This is a genomic window from Mucilaginibacter sp. P25 (assembly GCF_050859465.1).
Taxonomy (GTDB): domain Bacteria; phylum Bacteroidota; class Bacteroidia; order Sphingobacteriales; family Sphingobacteriaceae; genus Mucilaginibacter; species Mucilaginibacter gossypii.
This window is the reverse complement of the sequence record NZ_CP193937.1, coordinates 786,185-808,365: the sequence shown is the minus strand read 5'-3', so window position 1 is coordinate 808,365 and position 22,181 is coordinate 786,185. Positions and strand designations below refer to the sequence as shown.

The 22,181-nt window shown below is 42.1% G+C and carries 22 protein-coding genes; 16 read left to right on the top strand and 6 right to left on the bottom strand.

Annotated features, from left to right (window positions below; genetic code table 11):
- The first annotated feature begins 83 nt into the window (after positions 1-83).
- Positions 84-512 carry a hypothetical protein gene (locus ACRQ5D_RS04180; protein WP_143020834.1) on the top strand — a complete coding sequence of 143 codons (429 nt, stop codon included), beginning with the start codon at positions 84-86 and terminating at the stop codon, positions 510-512.
- 574 nt (positions 513-1,086) lie between these two features.
- Here the strand turns inward: ACRQ5D_RS04180 and ACRQ5D_RS04175 are convergent.
- The 4 genes from ACRQ5D_RS04175 to ACRQ5D_RS04160 all read right to left on the bottom strand — a co-directional run bounded on the left by ACRQ5D_RS04175 (position 1,087) and on the right by ACRQ5D_RS04160 (position 4,759).
- A complete protein-coding gene (locus tag ACRQ5D_RS04175; RefSeq protein ID WP_091165001.1) occupies positions 1,087-1,464 on the bottom strand; it encodes a nuclear transport factor 2 family protein in 378 nt (125 codons plus the stop codon).
- A 47-nt stretch (positions 1,465-1,511) separates the two neighbouring features.
- Positions 1,512-2,189, bottom strand: a complete 678-nt coding sequence (locus ACRQ5D_RS04170) for a LytR/AlgR family response regulator transcription factor (protein WP_223266289.1) — start codon at positions 2,187-2,189, stop codon at positions 1,512-1,514.
- Positions 2,190-2,192: 3 nt separating this feature from the next.
- Positions 2,193-3,728, bottom strand: a complete 1,536-nt coding sequence (locus ACRQ5D_RS04165; protein WP_218134392.1) for a sensor histidine kinase — start codon at positions 3,726-3,728, stop codon at positions 2,193-2,195.
- Between the two features lie 92 nt (positions 3,729-3,820).
- Complete coding sequence (locus tag ACRQ5D_RS04160; RefSeq protein WP_431199129.1) at positions 3,821-4,759, bottom strand: transglutaminase family protein; 939 nt, start codon at positions 4,757-4,759, stop codon at positions 3,821-3,823.
- A 44-nt stretch (positions 4,760-4,803) separates the two neighbouring features.
- Here ACRQ5D_RS04160 and ACRQ5D_RS04155 point away from each other — a divergent pair, with 44 nt between their 5' ends.
- Entirely contained in the window at positions 4,804-5,403 is a 600-nt protein-coding gene (locus ACRQ5D_RS04155) for a hypothetical protein (RefSeq protein WP_091165003.1), read from the top strand.
- Between the two features lie 122 nt (positions 5,404-5,525).
- Here ACRQ5D_RS04155 and ACRQ5D_RS04150 read toward each other — a convergent pair whose 3' ends face one another.
- Together ACRQ5D_RS04150 and ACRQ5D_RS04145 are read right to left on the bottom strand one after the other, a co-directional pair.
- On the bottom strand, positions 5,526-5,984 hold the full coding sequence (locus tag ACRQ5D_RS04150) for a hypothetical protein (protein WP_432328470.1): 459 nt from the start codon (positions 5,982-5,984) through the stop codon (positions 5,526-5,528).
- A 194-nt stretch (positions 5,985-6,178) separates the two neighbouring features.
- On the bottom strand, positions 6,179-6,652 hold the full coding sequence (locus ACRQ5D_RS04145) for a hypothetical protein (protein WP_432328469.1): 474 nt from the start codon (positions 6,650-6,652) through the stop codon (positions 6,179-6,181).
- Between the two features lie 207 nt (positions 6,653-6,859).
- Here ACRQ5D_RS04145 and ACRQ5D_RS04140 point away from each other — a divergent pair, with 207 nt between their 5' ends.
- From ACRQ5D_RS04140 to ACRQ5D_RS04075, 14 genes are all read left to right on the top strand, one after another.
- Positions 6,860-7,840 carry a deoxyhypusine synthase family protein gene (locus ACRQ5D_RS04140; RefSeq protein ID WP_090530168.1) on the top strand — a complete coding sequence of 327 codons (981 nt, stop codon included), beginning with the start codon at positions 6,860-6,862 and terminating at the stop codon, positions 7,838-7,840.
- A 252-nt stretch (positions 7,841-8,092) separates the two neighbouring features.
- Entirely contained in the window at positions 8,093-9,376 is a 1,284-nt protein-coding gene (locus ACRQ5D_RS04135; RefSeq protein ID WP_091165012.1) for a cytochrome c3 family protein, read from the top strand.
- Positions 9,377-9,412: 36 nt separating this feature from the next.
- Positions 9,413-11,095 carry a TAT-variant-translocated molybdopterin oxidoreductase gene (locus ACRQ5D_RS04130; RefSeq protein ID WP_432328468.1) on the top strand — a complete coding sequence of 561 codons (1,683 nt, stop codon included), beginning with the start codon at positions 9,413-9,415 and terminating at the stop codon, positions 11,093-11,095.
- Between the two features lie 98 nt (positions 11,096-11,193).
- The gene (locus ACRQ5D_RS04125) at positions 11,194-12,474 is read left to right on the top strand and encodes a 4Fe-4S dicluster domain-containing protein (protein WP_431199125.1); all 1,281 of its coding nucleotides are present in this window, start codon (positions 11,194-11,196) and stop codon (positions 12,472-12,474) included.
- A gap of 26 nt (positions 12,475-12,500) precedes the next feature.
- Positions 12,501-13,973: an NrfD/PsrC family molybdoenzyme membrane anchor subunit gene (nrfD, locus tag ACRQ5D_RS04120; protein WP_091165019.1), complete on the top strand. Its 1,473-nt coding sequence runs from the start codon at positions 12,501-12,503 to the stop codon at positions 13,971-13,973.
- A 5-nt stretch (positions 13,974-13,978) separates the two neighbouring features.
- Positions 13,979-14,515, top strand: a complete 537-nt coding sequence (locus tag ACRQ5D_RS04115) for a DUF3341 domain-containing protein (RefSeq protein ID WP_090530157.1) — start codon at positions 13,979-13,981, stop codon at positions 14,513-14,515.
- Entirely contained in the window at positions 14,499-15,083 is a 585-nt protein-coding gene (locus ACRQ5D_RS04110; RefSeq protein ID WP_091165023.1) for a c-type cytochrome, read from the top strand. The genes ACRQ5D_RS04115 and ACRQ5D_RS04110 overlap by 17 nt, the downstream gene beginning before the upstream one ends.
- 13 nt (positions 15,084-15,096) lie before the next feature.
- Positions 15,097-16,365 (top strand): quinol:cytochrome C oxidoreductase, encoded by a 1,269-nt coding sequence (locus ACRQ5D_RS04105; RefSeq protein WP_090530151.1) that lies wholly within the window; start codon positions 15,097-15,099, stop codon positions 16,363-16,365.
- A gap of 48 nt (positions 16,366-16,413) precedes the next feature.
- A complete protein-coding gene (locus ACRQ5D_RS04100) occupies positions 16,414-17,601 on the top strand; it encodes a cytochrome c oxidase subunit II (protein ID WP_090530148.1) in 1,188 nt (395 codons plus the stop codon).
- Between the two features lie 20 nt (positions 17,602-17,621).
- Positions 17,622-19,511, top strand: a complete 1,890-nt coding sequence (locus tag ACRQ5D_RS04095) for a cytochrome c oxidase subunit I (protein ID WP_175490027.1) — start codon at positions 17,622-17,624, stop codon at positions 19,509-19,511.
- Between the two features lie 145 nt (positions 19,512-19,656).
- Positions 19,657-20,715 carry a COX15/CtaA family protein gene (locus tag ACRQ5D_RS04090; protein ID WP_091165029.1) on the top strand — a complete coding sequence of 353 codons (1,059 nt, stop codon included), beginning with the start codon at positions 19,657-19,659 and terminating at the stop codon, positions 20,713-20,715.
- Positions 20,712-21,578, top strand: a complete 867-nt coding sequence (gene cyoE / locus ACRQ5D_RS04085) for a heme o synthase (protein ID WP_091165033.1) — start codon at positions 20,712-20,714, stop codon at positions 21,576-21,578. The genes ACRQ5D_RS04090 and cyoE overlap by 4 nt, the downstream gene beginning before the upstream one ends.
- 13 nt (positions 21,579-21,591) lie before the next feature.
- Positions 21,592-21,915: a hypothetical protein gene (locus ACRQ5D_RS04080; protein WP_432329973.1), complete on the top strand. Its 324-nt coding sequence runs from the start codon at positions 21,592-21,594 to the stop codon at positions 21,913-21,915.
- Positions 21,852-22,163, top strand: coding sequence for a cytochrome c oxidase subunit 3 (locus ACRQ5D_RS04075; protein ID WP_431199123.1), 312 nt, complete (start codon positions 21,852-21,854; stop codon positions 22,161-22,163). The genes ACRQ5D_RS04080 and ACRQ5D_RS04075 overlap by 64 nt, the downstream gene beginning before the upstream one ends.
- The last annotated feature ends 18 nt before the right edge of the window (positions 22,164-22,181 follow it).

The following is a 22,181-nucleotide window of genomic DNA, read 5'->3' as shown; positions in this document are numbered from 1 at the left end:
TCTGTAAAACAGTAGGCTAATTTTATTGTTGAGGTAAACAGTCTTTTTTTGAAAGCTTGAAGTTCGACCTTAATGATGATTTTATGTTGAAAAGAATACTGTTAGCAGCGTTGCTTGTTGCCGGTGCCTGCTTTAATGTTATCGCCCAATCCATCAAATACAAAAGCGTATCCAACCAGGATCTTACTTACGTTTTAAATAACCTGCAAAAGCGCTATGTATATACCGATCATAAAACGCTGAGCATTGCGGTGTACCTTGTCGCCGATCAGCAAGGTGACGTTGATGCTCCGGCCGATTGCAAAACGCCCGGTTCTATTTATATAGCGGTATCGGAAGTTAAGCCTCAGCCTCAACAGTATGTTTATAAACTGAACCCGGTTTGCGACCCGAAGTTTGTAAATTGGATCAAATCAAAAAAGATGTACAAGATTGCTTTCAGCTATGGCGCAGCGGCTAAAAGGAAAACAGCTACTATTGGAATTACATTGAAGAAGCTGATGGTAGAGTAAAACGTTGATGTTTAAAAATGGGTGTCATCCTGAGTGATTTAAATCCGGTGGCCTCTGAAGGTAAAATGACATCTGCGTCACGTCATTGCTGTAAGGAATGAAGCAACCCCCGACAGGCTGGTAACGGGCTTCATTAGTATTTGACTTACATCGTCGCGCTCCTGGCCGCGCGGGGCCAATTACTTTTGTCGCCACAAAAGTAACCAAAAAGGCTTGCAGCAGAGAGGCTTCTTTGCGCACAATCTGGCCCCATAGCCATCGGCGCGGCCTTCACCCTGCAAAACGAACAGAACCACGGGCTGCAATTATTTTGCCCCGATTCGCACGCAATGCCTCCGCTTCTGCAAAAACTTGCCATGCCCCTGCAGCCGCACCGCCCAGCATCGTTCTGCTCGTTTTCACCCGAAGCTGATCTGCTGCGAAAAACCACATTTTTTATCTTGTCATGGGTAGCCCGTAGGAGCATAGTGGGTAGGGCCACTGCGCTCAAGTCTTCGACAGGCTCAAACTGACAGGCTTCTTTTGTAGTCACATCTTCATGTCCGCCGGACTTTCAAACTTAGCATGAGTTTTATCAACTAATATCCATTATCCCAACAATTTTATCTCCGTCAAAAGTGAAAATTGAATGCCCTTTCAGATTTAACTCATCACCTTTCTTTAATCCATTTGGCAGGTCGGCGGCTAAAATTGCGTTATAGTCAATAGCTATTTCGGTTTTGTTGCCGGTGTGTTTAAAAGACCGGATAATTTGCTCGCGGCGTTCAAAAAGCTCAGTTGCCTGTTCGGCCTGGCTCCTGAATGCTGCTATACCATCTAGCTCCATATCCACATCACCGTTTGATATGTTTTGAAATTTAACGGATGGTGCGAGGTTTTTAAGCATGTCTTCAACATCAAAGTTGTTATAGGCCTTTACATAATTGCTGATGATAAGTTCACGTTGCTGCATAAGCTAAAGATAATGATTATGCCAGCGTATAAACGATCTGTAAGGGATTATTTAATCATTCCCAAATTCGGCACATAAGCGCCGCCTACAGGCAGCAAAAATCCATTTACTGTTACCTGATGGCGTTCTATCTTATCAATTTTATTTACAGCGGCAATAAACGACCGATGGATCCTGACAAACTTCTCAGCCGGCAGTAGCGCCTCAACTTCAGTGATGGTCATGCGGGTAAGCACTTTGCTATCCTTTAATATAAAATTTACATAATTACCTGTGGCTTCTAAATGATAAATGTCGTCGAAGTTAACGCGCACCTGCTCATAGCCGGTTTTCAGGAAAATGTAATCCTTAACCTCGGCCGTGTTCCTGAAACTATAAAGTTCATAGGCTTTGTTGCAGGCTTTTATGAACCGGGTAAGCGCGAAGGGTTTCAATAAATAATCTACCGCGTCCAGTTCAAAGCTGGTAACAGCGTGTTCGGTGTAGGCGGTGGTAAATATCACCAGCGGTTTTTTATTGAGACATGTTAACAGATCGATGCCCGAAATATCGGGCATCTTAATATCCAGGAACAACAGATCCACAGGTTCGCGCTGCAGATAATCCATCGCTTTAAAGGCATCGGTAAACTCGGCTTTGAGGTCAACAAAAGGCACTTTTGCAGCATGCGAGCGGATCACATCAAGTGCTATGGGTTCGTCATCAATGGCTATGGCAGTAATCAAAGCTTATTGCAGTTGTATAGTTAAATGTATAAAAAAATCTTTGGCACTTTCGCGGATCACCAATTCGTGTTTGTCAGGATATAAAAGTGCCAGCCGTTGTTTAACATTCTCCAGCCCTATACCATTGTTATATTTTTCGGTATCGTTAACTACTTTGGGATGGATGCTGTTATGCACATCAAAGTAAAGTGTATTTTCCTTGGTTTGCAGGCTGATATTGATATGTGAAGGTTCGCGCAGGCTGATGCCGTGTTTAAATGCGTTTTCAATAAAGGGGATCAGCAGCATTGGGGCAATTTGCAGGGCATTAACATGCTCTTCAATTTGAAGTACAATAGTAATATCGGGCGATGTTTGGGTACGGAGTTTTTGCAGGGCGATATAGTTATTAAGATAATCGATCTCGCGTACCAGCAGTATTTTTTCCTGCATGTTTTCTTGTAGCATAAAACGCATCATATCGCCCAGTCGTTGCACACCTTCGGCGGTACGTTCGGCATCTTCCTGTAAAGCTGTTCCGTAAAGTGTATTTAATGCGTTAAACAGGAAATGCGGGTTAATTTGTGAGCGAAGGAAATCCAGATCGGCAGTGGAGCGGCCGAGGGCCGTTTTGAGATGTACAATCTCCTGTTTTCCGGCAAGATTACGCTTATAAATCATCCAGCTTATAGGAGCAACCAATAATATCTGGATGCCACAGTTAAAGGCACCTATGATAAACACAGGTTCTATATTTACCTTGTTAAAAATAACTGCTGTTAAAAATCCTATCGGCACACTGATCACCAGCATTATGCCTGTAACCTTAAACAGGTAGTTAAAGAAACCCCTATTTTTGGCAAATGTTGCTGGTATAAGGCTATAGAACGAAAAACTAACATTCCCAATGCCTGTCAGCGCTATAATCACAAACGTAACTATCAATTCATACTGGGCTTCGGAAAGCGCCAGCAAGAATGTTGTGATCATACAAATAACCAGGGCTATAACACAGCCACGGGTAATTACCTGGTATTTGGCGTTTATTTTATCAACGTTACTCAATAAAAACCGGGTAGCAAATTTGACCATGCTATAAAAAGTAAGCATCATTATTACCCACAAAGCGTATAATACATTTGTTTTAAAAACGATGTTATACACATAATCGGCCGATTTATGGTAAAATAGATATCCCTTAAGCCAGGTATCGGTAATGCCGAATAGGCCCCAAAGGGCAACAAGCAAGGCCAAACCCAAAATGATATGCCATGCTACCCGCCTTTTTTGTGCTAAGGCCGGTACTATAATAAAATTCCAGAGCAGGTAGGCGCCGTAATAACCAGTGTACCTAAACACCTGCGGGAAAAAGAAATATTTAGAGTAGGAGTAGTGCAGGTGGTAATTGTTGAACATGTACCGGTATGGGGTCCATATTTCATTATCGACACTGTTAGACACTTTGGCTAACAGAAGGAGCAGGCCAAAAACATAAATAGTGGTTGCGGCCCAAAATTCAATTTTGCCAAGGTTAAGGTTTTTTTTCAGGAGATCGTTCATCGTGTTTTGAATTATGCCCGCAAGGTATAATTCACAATACTACTGAATAAATAAATGGGATGAAACACAGTATCGGTGTGATGAAGGGCTCCCTAACCCCCTAAAGGGGGAACAAATAGCAGGTGAAAAGATGAAATCCTGCAAATCAAAAGCACCCCCTTTAGGGGGCGGGGGGCTTCCATGATATTTAGCAGCTCATTCAACTCCCTCACCTTTTCTGCCGAACCCAGATTTTCGTAGGCACTGATGAGGTTGCGAAGCACACGCTTAATAATATCAGTGTTGGAGCAGGGTTCGTAAAACTGCTTATCAAATTTAAGTTTAAGCTGTTTCAGGAACATATCCACATCGCGCCTGCCGAACAGGAAGCCTTTGTTAAAGGCGTTGATATAAAACAGGATCCCGCTTTCAAACTCGCTTTGCATACTCTCGTCAAGATAGGCGAGGATAAAATGCTGGGGAAGATTTACGCCGTAAACAGGGATATCCAGCTTTTGTGCAATGATAGAGTAGATAATCGCCAATGAGATCTGGTTGCCTTTTTTAGTTTCCAATACCTGGCTCAGATAGCTGTTTTGCGGATCGAGGTGATTGGCGGTATTACCGCTGAAACCGTAGATGTTGTAAAACACATGGTTGATCAACTTAACCTGCTCTTTCGGGCTGGCCTCGTTCATCATCTGGATCCAGATATCTCGTTTAATAGCTTCTATCTGGTTAATTACCTTTTGCTCATCAAGGTCGGGATATTGGTATCGGTTAATGATGAGGATGCCCTGCAACAAGTCGAACGCGCCGCTTTGGTTCCAAAGTTTTAAATCGTTTTTAAGATTACTGAACTGAATTTCATGTACCAGGTTGGCAATGCGTTCTTGTTGAATAGGGTCAAAAGCCTGTTCAAAGGCCGACTCGAGATAAGTAATAGCCTCTGCTCCATATGAAAACAATTTGTTATACACATGCTCAAAGATCTCGCTGTCCGGATCATCCAGCAGGCGGATCAATGAATTTACTTCAGTTGGATTTATCATACGCTGTAATGCTAAAATACTAAACCTTTTCTATTTTTACAGCAATGTATAATATAAGGTATGGGCTTAATTACCTGCGGCACCGTTTTTTGGCCAACAACAGGCACGGCATACACTCTCCATTTGTTTACAAGCTGATTGATACGGTTATCTACGATTACAGAGGCCAAAAAGTGTACCGCGATATTAAAAAAATCGCCCAAAAACAACATTCTGACAAGGGTGTGATAAATACACTGCCGTTAAAATTTTACCATCTACTTTATAGGTTTTGTGTTTACCTTAAGCCCCAAACGATATTGTTAGCTGATGCGGAGGATTACATCACCGAATTTGTTATTAAACAATCTAACCCCGAGGTTCAAAGTGTTTCATCAACAACATCAGGCATTCGCCAGGTTGACATGATACTGGCAGATGCCTTAAAACAAAGACCTGTCAGTTATCTTGAAAAGATTATTCCGTCTATCCATGATGACAGCGTTATCATATTTACAAATATCTATCGCAATGCATCCACCAGGCAATCATGGGAGCAGCTTAAACTAAACCAGCAGGTTAGGGTAACTATTGATCTCTTTTATATCGGCCTGGTATTTTTTAAGCCAGGAATGAGTAAGGAAGATTTTAGGGTGAGGTATTAACCGTTGGTTCGTTCATGGTTAATAGATCATAGTTCATGGCCGAAGTGTGGTTGTATTAAATCACTCAATCCATTTACGATAATTTGCTATGAACTATGATCCGTCAAATATGAACTTAAAGATCAAAACGACTGTCCCAATGCAATATAAAAACCGGTTAATCTTTTTTCGTTCGGGATCTTCTGGCCTACGCCATAGTCAATACGTACGGCAAGCCCTTTTTCTACATCAAAAAAGTAACGGATGCCGCCGCCATAGTTTGGTTTTAGTTCGGATGTGCTGAAGCTGCTTTTAAAAACTTCGCCCCCGCCAACAAAGCCGGCAAACCCAATGCGGTCGCTTAAGCGGTAGCGTAGTTCGGCCTGGCCGGCAATCATGTTACGGTCACGGAAACGGCCATTGTAATAACCGCGCATCAGTTCGTCGCTTCCCAGGCCGGGTAGTAAATAAAATGGCGAAGTGCTGCCGGTAAGGCTTTGTTCCTGCACATCGAGGCCGAGTACCCATTTAGGTGCCAGCAAAAAAAACTGCGAGTATTCGATATTAAAGAATCCGCCTTTATAGTCATTATTGCCAAACATGCCGTGTATAGCCTGGAAATAGGCGTTTACGATGAGCCCTTTGGTGGTGTATGTATTATTGTTCCTGTTATCGAATGTGATGGTTGGTCCTATATAGGCGCTTGGACCACCGCCATGGTCTTCAACGCGAGGATCGGTATAAAATATACCTGTCTTATCATCGTCTCTGAATTTGTAATCCCAGGCACCGCCTGTTATGCCGGCATACAGGTTATTGGATATTTTTTTTCGGCGGTAAAATTAACCTTGAACCGCTTTTGACCAATCCTGTCGGAATTGGTCTTTAATGTATTGTTGCCGATACCATAAAAGTTGAAAGGGAAATTGATGTAACTGATGCCGGCTGTAAGGTGATAGTTGTTTGCGGGTGTCCAGTAGCTGGTAGTAAGGCTTAAGCGGCTCTGGCCTTTGGTAGTAATGGAGGCATAGCCAAAAACATTGGATACCCTTGTATTGAGTTTTGAAGTATCGGTATAAAAAGAAAGGAGACCCGCACCGCCAACTTCAAGGCCGGTTTCCGGAGCGGAGCTTAATACAGGCAAAATAACAAAGCTGCTTTTGCGGGAAGTATCTTTATCAAAATACATTCGCTTTACAATGCGGGAGATTTGTGAAAAGGCACTGGTTGAAAAAGCGCAGACCAGTATTAAGGTAACAAGTTTCTTCATAGATGTTTGTCGGGGCTAATATAACCCATTTTGTTTTATAAGGTTCTGCGAACGGGCATTTTTAAAATTAGAATGACAATATGCTGAGGGGGTAGGGGACAGGAAGCTAATTTTAGGTATGAAATGGTTATAAAAAGATAAAGGTTCATTTAAAATTCAATTTAACTAAAATGTCTACTTTTGCGGCTGAAATTTTATTGAAATATTATGAGCACTACAAGAGGACCTATTTCGCAGTTTATTGAAAGAAATTATCTGCACTTTAACGCCGCGGCATTAATGGATGCAGCTAAAGGCTATGAAACACACCTTGAAGAAGGCGGTAAAATGATGGTAACCTTGGCCGGTGCCATGAGTACAGCCGAGCTGGGTATTTCACTGGCCGAAATGATCCGCCAGGATAAAATTGCTATTATATCATGTACAGGTGCTAACCTTGAAGAGGATATCATGAACCTTGTGGCACACTCACACTACAAAAGGGTGCCTAACTACCGCGACCTGAGCCCCCAGGAAGAGTGGGACCTGCTCGAAAATCACTATAACCGTGTTACTGATACCTGTATTCCTGAAGAAGAAGCTTTCCGCCGTTTGCAAAAACACATTCATAAAATTTGGAAAGATGCTGATGACAGTGGCGAGCGCTATTTTCCGCATGAGTACATGTACAAAATATTATTGAGTGGCGAGCTGGAGCAATACTATGAAATTGATCCTAAAAACTCATGGATGCTGGCTGCTGCCGAAAAGAACCTGCCTATCGTAGTACCAGGCTGGGAAGACTCAACCATGGGCAACATCTTTGCTTCATACGTAATTAAAGGTGAGCTTAAAGCTTCAACCATGAAAAGCGGTATCGAATACATGGCATGGCTGGCCGACTGGTATACTAAAAATTCATCTGGCAAAGGCATCGGCTTTTTCCAGATAGGTGGTGGTATAGCCGGCGACTTCCCGATATGTGTTGTGCCGATGCTTTACCAGGATATGGAAATGCATGACGTACCATTCTGGAGCTATTTCTGCCAGATCTCAGATTCAACTACTTCGTATGGTTCGTACTCGGGCGCAGTTCCAAACGAAAAAATAACCTGGGGCAAGCTTGACATCCACACACCTAAGTTTATTGTAGAGAGCGATGCTACGATTGTTGCACCGCTTATTTTTGCCTGGTTATTAAAACAATAGATAAAATTTTATAATTAAAGTTGGATAATAATTATTCCCTAAAAATGTCAAATGACATTAATATGCATTTAGCAGCGTTTAAACGCAGTTTTTTGTCTATTTAGAACGATTATAAATTATAGGTTGGTGTCATTTATGTGTCACCGATAGTGTATAAAATTATACTTTTGTGCCTGTAATTATCCGATGAAACATACATCTTACAACAGTTTCAATCATTAATATAAAAATTATTTAGCATAAATACACTGTATGAGAAGTTTCTCATTGATTCTTAAACAATTCTCAAGGTCGGTTTTACTGATTGCCGGGTTTGCTTTTTGGAGTTTATCAACTGCGTACGCGCAAACTGACGCTGCTAAAGGCGAGGCCATTTTCAAATCAAAATGTACTACCTGTCACAAAATCGACACCCGTTTAATTGGTCCGGCATTAGGTCCGCAGCTTACTCAAGAAACCGACGATAAATATCTTATCCAGTGGATTCAGAATAACCAGGCGCTGATTGCTGCTAAAAACCCTAAGGCACTCAAAATTTATAATGAGTATAACCAGTCGGGCATGACCGTATTTGCTGACCTTAGCGATGCTGATGTAGGTAATATTATAACCTACGTTCGTGCTACCTGGAAAGACATGCAGGCTAAACCTGCAGGCGGTGCTACCGCTGCTCCGGGTGCGAAAGTTGAAAGCGGCCCGAGCGATATGGTTGTTTACGGTTTGATCGGTATTATCGTTATCGCTTTCATCGTTATCCTGGTACTAAACAGGGTAGTAGGTTCTTTAGAGCGCATTTTGCTTAAAAACAAAGATCTTATTATTGAAGACGAGGTTGTTACTCCGGAAGGTGCTGTAGCGGTTGATGCTAAAAAGGAATTTATCACTAAGATCCTTAAAAACAAAAAACTGGTATTCTTTATATTGGTTGCCGGTACTGTTGCAATGTGCAGCTGGGGTTGGGTTACTTTATGGAACACCAACGTTCACCAGGGTTACCAGCCGGTGCAACCTATTAAATACTCGCACGAGTTACACGCCGGTATCATGAAAATTGATTGCCAGTACTGTCACTCAGGTGCATACAAGTCAAAAAATGCTTCTATCCCTTCATTAAACGTGTGTATGAACTGCCACAAGGTTGTTAAAACCGAATCGGAAGAGATTCACAAGATTTATGATGCTTTGGGTTACGATCCAAAAACACAGAAGTATGACAGCACCGCGGCTAAACCAATTCAGTGGGTACGTATCCACAACCTGCCCGACCTGGCTTACTTTAACCACTCACAACACGTAAAAGTTGGCGGGATTAAATGTCAGCAGTGCCACGGCCCGGTACAGGAAATGAAAGAGGTTTACCAATACTCTCCGCTTACCATGAAATGGTGTATCCAATGCCACAAACGTACCGAAGTTAACGGTAAAGGCAATGCTTACTATGACAGCATCCTGGCTGCACACGATAAGATCAAGAAAGGTGAGAAAGTTACAGCCGCCGTATTGGGTGGTATCGAGTGCGGTAAGTGTCACTATTAATAAAAAGAATTTAGCATTACAGTTTATACAGCTTAAATGGACAGCAATAAAAAATACTGGAAAGGTTTAGAAGAACTAAACAGAACACCAGAATTTGTTGAGAAAAATAAGAACGAATTTGCAGAGCCAATTCCTATCGAGGAAGTGCTTAGCGGATCTGGTTTATCAGCTAAAACTCCACGCCGCGACTTTTTAAAAGCGCTTGGCTTTGGTGTTGGTGCGGTTACATTGGCAGCTTGTCAGAAAGTGCCGGTGCATAAATCAATTCCGTACCTGATCAAACCTGAAGAGGTTACCCCGGGTGTGGCTAACTATTACTCTTCAAGCTATGAAGGTCAGGCTATTTTGGTTAAAACCCGAGAAGGTCGTCCTATCAAAGTAGAAGGTAACCCTAACGATGTGTTTTCAAAAGGTGGTTTAAGCGCCCAGGCCCAGGCTTCGGTACTTGACCTGTATGATGTTAACCGTTTAAAAGACCCTAAGTTAAAAGGTGTCGAAGCAGGTTGGGCCGAGGTTGATGCTTATGTAATGAAAGAGCTTGCAGCTGTTGCTGCATCAGGCAAAGGTATCCGTTTGGTTACTTCTACTGTATACAGCCCTTCAACCTTAGCAGTTATTGCCGAGTTCATCGCTAAATACCCTACTACAAAACATATCAATTATGATGCGGTTTCCTACACCGGTATCATTCAGGCTAATCAAAACAGTTTTGGTAAAGCAGTATTGCCTCACTACAATTTTGATAAAGCCGATGTAATTGTAAGCTTTGGTGCTGATTTCTTAGGTACATGGATCTCTGGCGAAGAATTTACCCGCCAGTACGTTTCAAACCGTAACAGCAAATCGCTGGCCAACAAAAAAATGTCTCGTCATATTCAGTTTGAAACTGGTATGAGCATGACCGGTACTAACGCCGATGCCCGTATCACTACCAAACCATCTGAAATTGGCGTTGCATTAATAAACCTTTACAATGCAATCTCTGGTACTACTTTACCTGGTTCAAAAGCAACCGGCAACAAAAAGGTGGATACCGCTATCCAGTTAGCCGCTAAAGAATTAGTAGCAGCTAAAGGAAAAGCATTGGTTGTTTCAGGTTCAAACGATGTTGCTACACAAGTATTGGTAAACGCTATCAACTCATTGTTAGGTAGCTACGGTACTACTATCGATTTGGATAACCCATCAAAACAATACGCTGGTAACGATGCTGCATTTGTTGAGTTTGTAAGCGAAGTAAAACGTGGTGATGTTGGTGCAGTATTATTTTTGAATGCTAACCCTGCTTACGATTATTACAAAAATGATGAGTTTAAAGCAGCGTTGAAAAACGTTCGTTTAACAGTATCATTTGCTGATCATGACGACGAGACAGCTTTATTAGCTACCGTTAACGCTCCAAACCACCATTATTTAGAGACGTGGGGCGATGCTAACGCTGTTGAAGGTTACTACACAGTAGTACAGCCAACAATTAATCCGGTTTACAACACCCGCCAGGCAGAGCACAGCTTACTGGTTTGGATGGAAAACCCTATAAAAGATTACTACACTTACGTGCGCAAAACCTGGGATTCGGGTTTGTTGGCAAAAGGAGGCTTGTCTGGTCAAAAAGGCTGGGAAACCTTGTTGCAAACAGGTATGATTATAGCTGCTCCAGCAACCGCAGGCGCTTACAGCTTTAGCCTTGACCTTGCCGGTGTAACCCAAAAATATTAACCCAAAGCAAAGCTGTTGCCGCTGATGGTGACAAATTTGAATTACAGCTTTATGTAAGCCAGGCTATAGGTGATGGTAAACGTGCCAACAACCCATGGTTGCAGGAACTTCCTGATCCGGTTTCAAAAGTTACCTGGGATAACTTTGCTGCCATGTCAATTTCTGATATGAAGAAATTGAAACTGGAAGAAGGTGATGTGATCAAAATCGAAGCTAACGGTTACTCAGTTGAGTTACCGGTATTAGCCCAGCCTGGTCAAACTCAGGGAACTTTATCTGTTGCTGTAGGCTATGGCCGTACAAATGCTGGCCCGGTTGGTAACTACGTTGGTAAAAATGCTTTCCCATTCTTTAGCTTAAGTAATGGTACTTTCCAAACTGCTGCTGTAGCATCATTCAAATCGGCTGGTTACAAATCGCCGCTTGCGCAAACACAAACCCACCACTCGTACGAGGGCAGGAGCGTGATCCGCGAGGCTACTTTTGTTGAATACAAAAAGAACCCTGCTGCGGGAAGCGGTAATGAGCACGGTCGTAAAGATTACAACGCTGAATCGCTTTGGGATAACCACGATCGCCCTGTTTATGACTGGGTAATGGCTATCGACCTTAACGCTTGTACCGGTTGCGGTGCCTGTGTGGTTGCATGTTCTGCAGAAAATAACATCCCGGTTGTAGGTAAAGATGAGGTTTCACGTCGTCGTGAAATGCACTGGATCCGTATCGACCGCTACTATAGCTACAATGACCATGGCAACAGCGAAGAAGCAGTTACCAAAGAAAAGGAAATTGATAAGCTTGAGAACTTTGACAATGTATCGGTTGTTCACCAGCCAATGCTTTGTCAGCACTGTGACCACGCACCTTGTGAAACTGTGTGCCCGGTATTAGCTACCGTTCACTCGTCAGAAGGTTTAAACCACATGGCTTACAACCGTTGCGTAGGTACACGTTATTGCGCTAACAACTGTCCGTTCAAAGTACGTCGCTTTAACTGGTTCAACTACTGGAACGATGCACGTTTTGATAACTACCTGCAAGGTGAGCATACACAATTAGTACTTAACCCGGATGTGGTTACACGTTTCCGTGGTGTTATGGAAAAATGCTCAATGTGTATCCAACGCATCCAGGCTGGTAAACTGAAAGCTAAAATTGAAAAACGCCCGCTTAAAGATGGCGAAATCAAAATGGCTTGTCAGCAAACATGTTCTGCCAACGCTATCGTATTCGGTAACAGGAATGATCCTAACTCTGAAGTTTCAAAAGCACTTGCAAGCGAAAGAACTTACTACGTGCTTGAAGAACTTAACGTACAACCAGGTATTGGTTACCAGACAAAAGTTAGAAATATAATAGAAACTGAAGCTCAGGCATAAATTTTTATATACAGAGATTAAGATATATGGCATCTCATAGTGAATCAATAATAAGGGAACCGTTAATTACGGGTAAGGACATCACGTATGCAAAAATTACGAATGATGTATTACGCCCTGTAGAAAATATGCCGGGTAAAGCCTGGTGGATCGGCTTTAGTGTAGCCTCGCTTGGCGCCTCGCTTTGGGTTTTCGCAATCAGCTGGACCTTCTGGTTCGGTTTGGGCGAATGGGGCCTGAACAAAACAGTAGGATGGGCCTGGGACATTACCGGTTTCGTATGGTGGGTAGGTATCGGTCACGCCGGTACGCTTATCTCGGCGGTATTGTTACTGTTCCGTCAAAACTGGCGTAACTCTATCAACCGCTCGGCCGAAGCGATGACAATCTTCGCGGTAATTTGTGCGGCTACTTATATCGCCGCTCACATGGGCCGTCCGTGGATGGCTGTTTATTCATTACCGTTGCCAAACCAATACGGCTCGTTATGGGTAAACTGGAACTCACCGCTTATCTGGGACGTATTTGCGATCTCAACATACTTCTCGGTTTCATTGGTATTCTGGTACACAGGTTTATTGCCTGATATCGCTACCATCCGTGACCGTGCACAAGGTATCCGCCGCCGTATCTACTCGGTATTGTCATTCGGCTGGACAGGTTCAGTTAAAACCTGGCAACGTTTTGAAACAGTATCATTGATCCTGGCAGGTGTTTCAACCCCACTGGTACTTTCGGTACACACCATCGTATCAATGGACTTTGCAACTTCATTGGAACCGGGATGGCACACTACCATCTTCCCTCCATACTTCGTTGCAGGTGCGATCTTCTCGGGTTTCGCCATGGTACAAACCCTGTTGCTTATTGCACGTAAGGTTTTAGGTCTGGAAAACTACATCACCATGTTCCACATCGAATCGATGAACAAAATCATCATGTTAACAGGTTCGATAGTAGGTGTGGCTTACTTAACAGAGTTGTTCATCGCTTTCTACTCTCAAAACGAGTATGAGCAATATGCTTTCGCAAACCGTATAGCCGGTCCGTACTGGTGGGCTTACTGGAGCATGATGACCTGTAACGTAATTACCCCTCAGCTGTTCTGGTTCAAAAAGATCCGTACCAACATTCCGTTGTCATGGGTATTATCAATTGTGGTTAACATCGGTATGTGGTTTGAGCGTTTCGTAATTATCGTAACCTCACTGCACCGCGACTTTATACCATCAAGCTGGGCTATGTTCTATCCAACCTGGGTTGACGTAAGTGTGTTCATCGGTTCAATCGGTGTATTCTTTACCATGTTCCTGTTGTTCATCAGGGTATTACCTTCTGTGGCTATGGCCGAGGTGAAATTACTGTTGAAAAGCTCAAGCGAGCAGGCTAAGAAGAAACTTATGGACGAAGGCCATGTTGTACCGGCCGAAGCAGAATTTTACATCGCTTCGCTGGAGAAATTTGATAGTGTTGAACAGTCTGAATACTTAAAAGCATAATACTAATGAGTAGCACTAAATATATATTAGGCGTTTTTGATGATCCCGATGAAATGATGCACGGGATTGATAAGCTGCAAAAGAACAGCGTACCTATTTATGACGTTTATACGCCTATGCCTATCCACGGTATTGAGGCTAAATTGAACATTAAGGATTCGCGTTTAGGTTATGCAGCATTTATGTTCGGTTGTTTGGGCGGTACCATTATGTTCAGCATGGTTTATTATATGCTTGTTCATGATTGGCCTATCAATATCGGTGGTAAAAACTTCTTTGCTATCCCGGATTTTATCCCGGTTACATTTGAGTGGACGGTATTATGGACCTCATTTGGTATGACCTTTACTTTCTTCTTCGCAAGTCACCTTTTCCCGGGCCGTGCGCCAAGGGTAATGGACCTGCGTGCAACTGATGATAAGTTTGTAATAGCGATCAATGCTAAAGGAAACATTTCTCACGATGATATAACTAATTTACTAAAAGAAGCGGGCGCTACAGAAGTTAAGCATAACGACAGAAAATATGTTAGCTATGAATAAAATTAAAATATTAGGAACAATTGTTACTATTATCGCTGCTTCGATAATTTTTACATCGTGCAAGGATAAAAGGAGTACCGGCTGGGAGTATGCACCTAATATGTACGAGCATTTGGCATACGATCCGGATCAGAAAAATAATAATTTTAAAGATGGTAAAACCGCTCAGTTACCACCTGCCGGAACTATCCCGGTTGGCTTTACCAAATTTGATTATCCAAATACCAAAGAAGGTTATGAATTAGCCAGTGTTGAGGTTAAATCTGTACTGGCACAAACTCAGGCTAATTACGCCGAAGGTAAGATTTTGTTTGAGCACTTTTGCTCACCTTGCCATGGTGTTAACGGTCAGGGTGACGGTTTAGTGGTACAGCACGGTTATCCGGCTCCTCCATCATATTCAAAAGGCCAGTCATCACGCGGTGGTAACATGAAAGACCTTACAGACGGTAAAATTTATCATACCATTACTTACGGTGTAAATGCTATGGGTTCATACGCTTCTCAGCTTGCTCCCGAAGAACGCTGGAAAGTGATCATGTATGTTCACCATTTACAAACCTTATAAGAAAAAGATATTAATGAAGACTCATAATAATTTTGACGGGCAATACGAATTTGTCGGCAAAGCCAAAACATGGAGCTTAATATGCATCGTGATTGGTTTGGTTGCCATACTTGGTGGCTTTGCGCTTGGCTACGCTGAGCGTACCTTTGCCAACCTGTTGCTAATGACCTATTACTTTGCAGCGGTTTGTATGTGCGGTATTTTCTTTTGCGCCGTGCAATATGCAGCACAAGCTGGTTGGTCTGCATCAATGATCAGGATTCCACAAGCTTTTGGTAAAGTTTTACCGATAGCAGCAATTACCCTTATTGTGGTAGTTATCGCAGGGTTTTCATTAACACATACAGTAACCAATGAAGAAGGTAAGCAGGTTGTAGCTCCTTACTTGTACAAAATTTGGGCTGCTGCCGGTGTTACTGATCCTCATAACGAAAATTACAACGCCATTATAGCTGGCAAAGCCGGTTACATGAATAAAGTTGGATTTATAATCCGTTTAATTTGCTTCCTTGGTTCATATTGCATATTTGGTCGTTTATTGGCTAAATATTCAGAAGCGGAAGATGATTTGGGCGGCATGTTCTACTACAAAAAGAGCTTTAACATGTCATGCTTATTCCTGGTGATCTTTGGTTTTACTACACCAATATACGCTTTCGATACCATCATGTCATTAGAAGCAGAATGGTTCTCAACTATGTTTGGTTGGTATAACTTCGCAGCAATGTGGGTTAGCGGTTTATCTGTTATTACACTTACATTAATCAGGTTAAAACGTATTGGTTACTTTGAATGGGTTTCAGAAGATCATATGCATAGCTTAACCAAGTTTATCTTCGGTTTCTCTATCTTCTGGACTTACGTATGGTTTGCTCAGTTCTTATTGATTTACTATGCTAACATGCCTGAGGAAACAGTTTACTTCTTTAAACGCTGGGAGCCTGAGTTTAAACCTTGGTTCTGGATCAACATCGTAGTAAATTTCCTTACTCCGTTATTAGTGTTGATGTCACGTGACTCTAAACGTATCTATCGTACTGTTGAGATTATGTGTATTATCTTGATTGTTGGTCACTGGTTAGATTACTTTATGATGATCATGCCTGGTACAGTTGGTCCAACTTCATCGTGGTTAACTGAGATTGGCCCGATTGAGATAGGCGTGTTCTTAGGTTTCGGAGGTTTATTTACCTTCACTGCGATGACTGCTTTAACCAAGTTCAAATCGTTGGTTCCTAAAAAACACCCGTTCTTACAGGAAAGCCTTCATCATCACATATAATAATTATTACATTTGCACCATATACAGAATACCAAACAGCTTACTAAAATGGGATTCAGAAAACTAATAAATTCTAAAAAACTACTATCGTTCTTCGCTGCGTTTATGCTCCTGGGCACAAACCTGCTGATGGCGCAAACTGCGGCAGGTGCTGCTCCGGGCCAGGAAGAGGCCCCTAAGGTTGACTGGACCGGGATTGCGTATTATGTGCTTATATTTTTCCTGATCTGCTTAGGCGTCGCCATTGTTGGTAAAATCCTCAAGATCTACGATCTTACTTTAAAGATGCAAGGCAAAAAAGGCATTAAGTGGAATACCGTGATGGCTGTAATTTGTATTGTTTTCCTTTTTGTAGGTTTATACGGTGCTTACTGGTCATTCACCGAACAGGGCAGTATGACATTGCCGGAAGCCGCTTCGGCTCATGGCGTTAAAATAGATGAGATGTTTACCGTCACCACTGTTTTAACAATGATAGTATTTTTTGTTACCCAGATCCTGCTGTTTACATTCCTGTTCCAATACCGTCATTCTGATAAACGTCGTGCACACTTCCTGCCTCACAATAATACCATCGAAAAAGTTTGGACAATTGCACCTGCTATCGTTCTGACTATCCTGGTTGTGTTTGGTTTCTTTACCTGGCAGAAGATCATGAACAGCGAAAACCTTAAAGATGATATCAATATCGATGTAACCGGTCACCAGTTTGCCTGGGAATTGCGTTACCCTGGTAAAGATGGTGTATTAGGCCCCAAAGATTTCCGTTTGGTTACAGGCGCTAACTTGTTAGGTGTTAACTTTAAAAAGAAAAGCAGTTTTGATGACTTGAAGGTTGATACTATGTATCTGCCGGTTAACAAATCAATCAGGCTGAATATCCTTGCACAGGACGTGATCCATAGCGTTTATATGCCTCACTTCAGGGTTCAGTTGAACGCGGTACCTGGTTTACCAACCTTCTTTAAATTTACCCCGACTATTACTACCGCAGAAATGCGTACCAAATTAGACGACCCTAAATTTGAATATACCCTTTACTGCAACAAAATATGCGGTGGAAGCCATTACAACATGCAAAAAGTTGTACGTGTTGTTTCTGAAGCCGAATATCAGTCATGGCTGTCAAGGCAAAAGCCTTACCTCAATGATGCTTTAAGAAAAGAGCTTCATTTTGCGGCAGCAAACAACGAGCAAAGCGGTGCTTCAACAAATAGGTTAGCGTTAAATAATTAATAAAGATAAGAAATAGAGATATGTCAACATTAGCAGTTCACGACCACGCAGGAGCCCACCACGACGAACACGGTCACGAACACCATCATGACCAATCATTCCTGTCTAAATATGTATTTAGCATGGACCACAAGATGATTGCCAAGCAATTCCTGATTACAGGTATTACGATGGCGGTTATCGCAATGATTTTGTCAATCCTGTTTAGGATCCAGCTTGCTTACCCTGATAAAACATTCCCGCTGTTAACAACTTTGTTGGGTCGTTTTGCACCTAACGGTCGTATCAGCCCCGATTTTTACCTTGCTTTGGTTACCATACACGGTACTATCATGGTATTCTTCGTACTAACTGCCGGGTTGAGCGGTACTTTTGCCAACTTATTAATTCCATTGCAGGTAGGTGCACGTGATATGGCTTCGCCTTTCATGAACATGCTTTCATACTGGTTCTTCTTTTTAGCCAGCGTTATCATGTTGTCATCTTTCTTTGTACAAAAAGGCCCTGCCAGCGGTGGCTGGACAATCTATCCGCCATTATCTGCATTGCCAAAAGCAATGCCGGGTTCAGGTGAGGGTATGACCCTTTGGCTGATCAGTATGGTACTGTTCGTTGCATCATCTTTAATGGGTGGTATCAACTACGTAAGTACTGTATTAAACATGCGTACAAAAGGCATGGACCTTTGGAAAATGCCTTTAACTATCTGGGCTTTATTCCTTACTGCTATATTAGGTATCCTTGCTTTCCCGGTTTTAGTTGCTGGTGTAGTATTGTTGATATTTGACCGCAGTGTTGGTACAAGCTTCTATTTATCTGATATCGTATTAAACGGCGTACAGCAACCATTTGAAGGTGGTAGTCCGATCCTGTTCCAGCACTTGTTCTGGTTCCTTGGTCACCCGGAAGTATATATCGTTATTATGCCTGCGATGGGTATCTCATCTGAGGTAATGTCGGTAAACTCACGTAAGCCAATCTTTGGTTACCACGCGATGGTTTACTCTCTGATCGGTATCACTGTATTATCGTTTATCGTATGGGGCCACCACATGTTTGTTACAGGTATGAATCCATTCCTGGGTGGTGTGTTCATGATCACTACGTTGATCATTGCGGTTCCATCGGCAGTAAAAACATTTAACTGGTTAGCTACGCTTTGGCGCGGTAACATCAGGTTTACACCTGCTATGCTGTTCGCTATCGGTATGGTATCGTTCTTTATCTCTGGTGGTTTAACAGGTATCTTCCTGGGTAACGCTACTTTGGATATCAACTTACATGATACTTACTTTGTGGTTGCCCACTTCCACCTCGTAATGGGTTCGGCTGCTATATTTGGTATGCTTGCAGGTGTTTACCACTGGTTCCCTAAAATGTTCGGCCGTATGATGGACGAGAAATTAGGTTACCTGCACTTCTGGTTAACATTTATCTGTGCTTACCTGGTATTCTTCCCAATGCACTTTATGGGTCTTGACGGTGTTCCACGTAGGTATTATGCCTTCACCGAATTTGCTTCAATGCAAAAATGGTTAACCATCAATACATTTGTAACCTGGGCTGCTATTATCGCCGCACTTACCCAATTTGGTTTCCTTTATAACTTCTTTGTATCCATCTTCAAAGGACAAAAAGCAACTCAAAACCCATGGGAGTCAAATACACTTGAATGGACTACTCCTGTTGAGCACTTACACGGCAACTGGCCGGGCGAAATTCCAACCGTTTATCGTTGGCCATATGATTACAGCAAACCAGGTGCAGAAGAGGATTATATCCCTCAAACTGTTCCTTACTCGCAAACTATGAGCTCAAACCTTCCGCACGATTTTGAAGATAATCCTGCAGGTTTGGAAGAACTTAATAAGTTTACAAGTACGCTGAAAGCAAACGAACAAGTAAAATAATTAATACTTATCTGATCTTTTAGGGTACCATCCTAATTTGAAGATTTGAAAATGTGGAAAAATTTGAAAATCGATATTTTCAAATCAATAAATTTTCAAATCTTCAAATTCAGAATAGGTACCCTAAATTTTTAGAACTATTTAGATGAGCACAGCCAGAAAAAATAGGTTTCAAAAGATCAATATTACAACCATTGTTCTGCTCTTTGTTTTGATTCTTGCCGGTGGTGTTGTGCGTAGCTCAGGTTCAGGCATGGGATGTCCCGACTGGCCAAAATGTTTTGGAAGGTACATTCCGCCTACTGATATCAGTGATCTGCCTAAAGATTATAAACAGAAATACGTAGCCAAACGGGTTGAAAAGAACCAGCGTTTTGCAAAAACACTTGATGTATTTGGTTACAGTGATCTGGCAAAACGAATACGCGAAGATCGTTCTATCCTTGTGCCTGAGGAGTTTAATGCAGGCAAAACATGGACTGAGTATATCAACCGCGTTATTGGTGCTTTATCTGGCTTTTTTCTTTTGCTTTCTGTTGTTTTTTCATTCAGCTACTGGAAAACGGATAAGAGGATAGCCATCCTGAGTATTTTTAATCTGGTGCTTGTGGGGTTTCAAGCGTGGTTAGGCTCAATCGTGGTATCTACCAATTTGATTGCCTGGATTGTTACCGTACACATGCTTTTAGCGCTGGCTATCTTAGCTATTTGTATTTACACTTATCATGTAGCACGGATTTCGGGTAAAAGTACTTCAGGGTCGTCACCTTTGGTTTACGTTATAACGCTTGCTGCACTGTTTGTAAGTATTCTGCAAATTGCTTTCGGAACCGAGGTACGTGAGAAAATAGATGCGGTTGCCAATCATTTTCAGGGAGGTTACCGTAAAGATTGGATCACCAATGCCGGCGAGATATTTCAACATCACAGGGATATAGCCATTTTGGTGTTGATATTGAACGTTGCTTTGTTTGCTTTGATCCGTAAAGGCTTTAACAGGCATTCTATTCAGCAGCAGCTGATGAGTTTTACATTTTTAATGATCACGTTGCAGATAGTAACCGGGATCTTGTTATCATATCTCGCATTGCCGCCTGTTGCCCAGGCTGCACATATTGTATTGGCGAGTTTAATATTTGGGGCACAGTTTTATTTGCTTTTAAATTTATTTCAGGGTGTTAAGGGTAGGGAGGTAAGCAGATGAAATGGACTGATTTTTCAAAATTGATCAAAACAAGACTTACTACCTTGGTGGTATTTTCGGCGTCGATATCATTTTTAATCGGAAGTCGCGCAAATGGCCATATTGTTTGGATTGATTGGGTAAAGCTTATTATAGGTGGTTTCCTGGTTACATCGGCAGCCAATGCTTTTAACGAAATCATCGAAAAAGATTTGGATAGGCTGATGAAGCGTACTATGGACAGGCCAATCCCTTCAGGCAAAATGACTACGGGGCAGGCATTGGTATTAGGTTTAGGCATGGGCATGGCCGGTACTTACTTGTTAGGCAGCTTAAACCTGTTAACCGGCTTACTATCTGTATTTTCGATTTTATTGTATGCATTTGCATATACGCCTTTAAAACGCAAATCGGGTATTGCAGCAGTTTTTGTTGGCGCTATCCCCGGAGCGTTGCCGCCGCTTATAGGCTATGTAGCTGCGCAGGTTCACGGTAGGATAGACGAAATAGCCTTAATCTTATTCTCTATCCAGTTTATCTGGCAGTTTGTCCATTTCTGGGCTATTGCCTGGGTTTTGGATGATGATTACAAGCTCGCAGGTTTTCGCTTGTTGCCGTCAGGTAAAAGAGATTTAACAAGTGCGGTAATTACGTTTATATTTGCCATCGTTTTATTACCCGTAAGTTTATTGCCAACCTTTTACGGTTATGGTGGTTACTGGGTAGGCGGTGTATCGCTGATATGCAGCTTAATATTTTTATATCAGTCATTTATGCTGTTACGTACCCGGCAAATACCCGAGGCTCGTAAATTAATGTTCGGCTCGTTTTTTTACCTGCCGGTAGTTCAGATAATGTTTTTAGTAGATTTTATAGTTAAGTGAGATGATGGCAAGGATGGAACAAGATAACGACAGGCTGAACCTTGGTGCCAAAAAGTTTAATATGTGGATCTTCATATTCACATCATTTATGCTTTTTGCAGCTTTTACCAGCGGCTTTATCGTTTATTCGGGAGGCAGCGGGCACGGTTTAAATGTGATCATGCCGCAGTCGTTTTTGTATAGCACTATTGTTATAGTGTTAAGCAGCGGCTCGTTGTTTTTAGCGTCAAAGGCTGCCAAGGCGTTGCAGTTTGACAAACAGAAGCTGTATTTATGGATCACATTGGGCTTAGGGCTGGCTTTTTTGCCTTACAGATCTATGCCTGCTATGTGTTAACCTTCAAAATGCAGATCTATTTTGTTGATCCTAATGCTTCACGCTCCTTTGTTTATGTTTTTGTTGGCGCGCATTTGGTACACATTTTTGCGGCGCTGTTATTGCTAATAAATACACTTATAGGTACATACCGTAATATCCCCCAGGTAAGGAATATGTTTAAGATGGAATTAACTTCCATTTTCTGGCATTTTCTCGATATTATATGGATTTATCTCTATGTTTTTTTACTTTTGAATCATAATTAATACACCCATAGATTAGTA

What these genes read in the sequence shown, in the direction of transcription:
- ACRQ5D_RS04180 (WP_143020834.1), top strand. Translation starts at nt 84, where the DNA reads ATGTTGAAAAGAATACTGTTAGCAGCGTTGCTTGTTGCCGGTGCCTGC.
- ACRQ5D_RS04175 (WP_091165001.1), bottom strand. Translation starts at nt 1,464, where the DNA reads ATGCAGCAACGTGAACTTATCATCAGCAATTATGTAAAGGCCTATAAC.
- ACRQ5D_RS04165 (WP_218134392.1), bottom strand. Translation starts at nt 3,728, where the DNA reads ATGAACGATCTCCTGAAAAAAAACCTTAACCTTGGCAAAATTGAATTT.
- ACRQ5D_RS04160 (WP_431199129.1), bottom strand. Translation starts at nt 4,759, where the DNA reads ATGATAAATCCAACTGAAGTAAATTCATTGATCCGCCTGCTGGATGAT.
- ACRQ5D_RS04155 (WP_091165003.1), top strand. Translation starts at nt 4,804, where the DNA reads ATGTATAATATAAGGTATGGGCTTAATTACCTGCGGCACCGTTTTTTG.
- ACRQ5D_RS04150 (WP_432328470.1), bottom strand. Translation starts at nt 5,984, where the DNA reads ATGTTTGGCAATAATGACTATAAAGGCGGATTCTTTAATATCGAATAC.
- ACRQ5D_RS04145 (WP_432328469.1), bottom strand. Translation starts at nt 6,652, where the DNA reads ATGAAGAAACTTGTTACCTTAATACTGGTCTGCGCTTTTTCAACCAGT.
- ACRQ5D_RS04140 (WP_090530168.1), top strand. Translation starts at nt 6,860, where the DNA reads ATGAGCACTACAAGAGGACCTATTTCGCAGTTTATTGAAAGAAATTAT.
- ACRQ5D_RS04135 (WP_091165012.1), top strand. Translation starts at nt 8,093, where the DNA reads ATGAGAAGTTTCTCATTGATTCTTAAACAATTCTCAAGGTCGGTTTTA.
- ACRQ5D_RS04130 (WP_432328468.1), top strand. Translation starts at nt 9,413, where the DNA reads ATGGACAGCAATAAAAAATACTGGAAAGGTTTAGAAGAACTAAACAGA.
- nrfD (WP_091165019.1), top strand. Translation starts at nt 12,501, where the DNA reads ATGGCATCTCATAGTGAATCAATAATAAGGGAACCGTTAATTACGGGT.
- ACRQ5D_RS04115 (WP_090530157.1), top strand. Translation starts at nt 13,979, where the DNA reads ATGAGTAGCACTAAATATATATTAGGCGTTTTTGATGATCCCGATGAA.
- ACRQ5D_RS04110 (WP_091165023.1), top strand. Translation starts at nt 14,499, where the DNA reads ATGTTAGCTATGAATAAAATTAAAATATTAGGAACAATTGTTACTATT.
- ACRQ5D_RS04105 (WP_090530151.1), top strand. Translation starts at nt 15,097, where the DNA reads ATGAAGACTCATAATAATTTTGACGGGCAATACGAATTTGTCGGCAAA.
- ACRQ5D_RS04100 (WP_090530148.1), top strand. Translation starts at nt 16,414, where the DNA reads ATGGGATTCAGAAAACTAATAAATTCTAAAAAACTACTATCGTTCTTC.
- ACRQ5D_RS04095 (WP_175490027.1), top strand. Translation starts at nt 17,622, where the DNA reads ATGTCAACATTAGCAGTTCACGACCACGCAGGAGCCCACCACGACGAA.
- ACRQ5D_RS04090 (WP_091165029.1), top strand. Translation starts at nt 19,657, where the DNA reads ATGAGCACAGCCAGAAAAAATAGGTTTCAAAAGATCAATATTACAACC.
- cyoE (WP_091165033.1), top strand. Translation starts at nt 20,712, where the DNA reads ATGAAATGGACTGATTTTTCAAAATTGATCAAAACAAGACTTACTACC.
- ACRQ5D_RS04080 (WP_432329973.1), top strand. Translation starts at nt 21,592, where the DNA reads ATGGAACAAGATAACGACAGGCTGAACCTTGGTGCCAAAAAGTTTAAT.
- ACRQ5D_RS04075 (WP_431199123.1), top strand. Translation starts at nt 21,852, where the DNA reads ATGGATCACATTGGGCTTAGGGCTGGCTTTTTTGCCTTACAGATCTAT.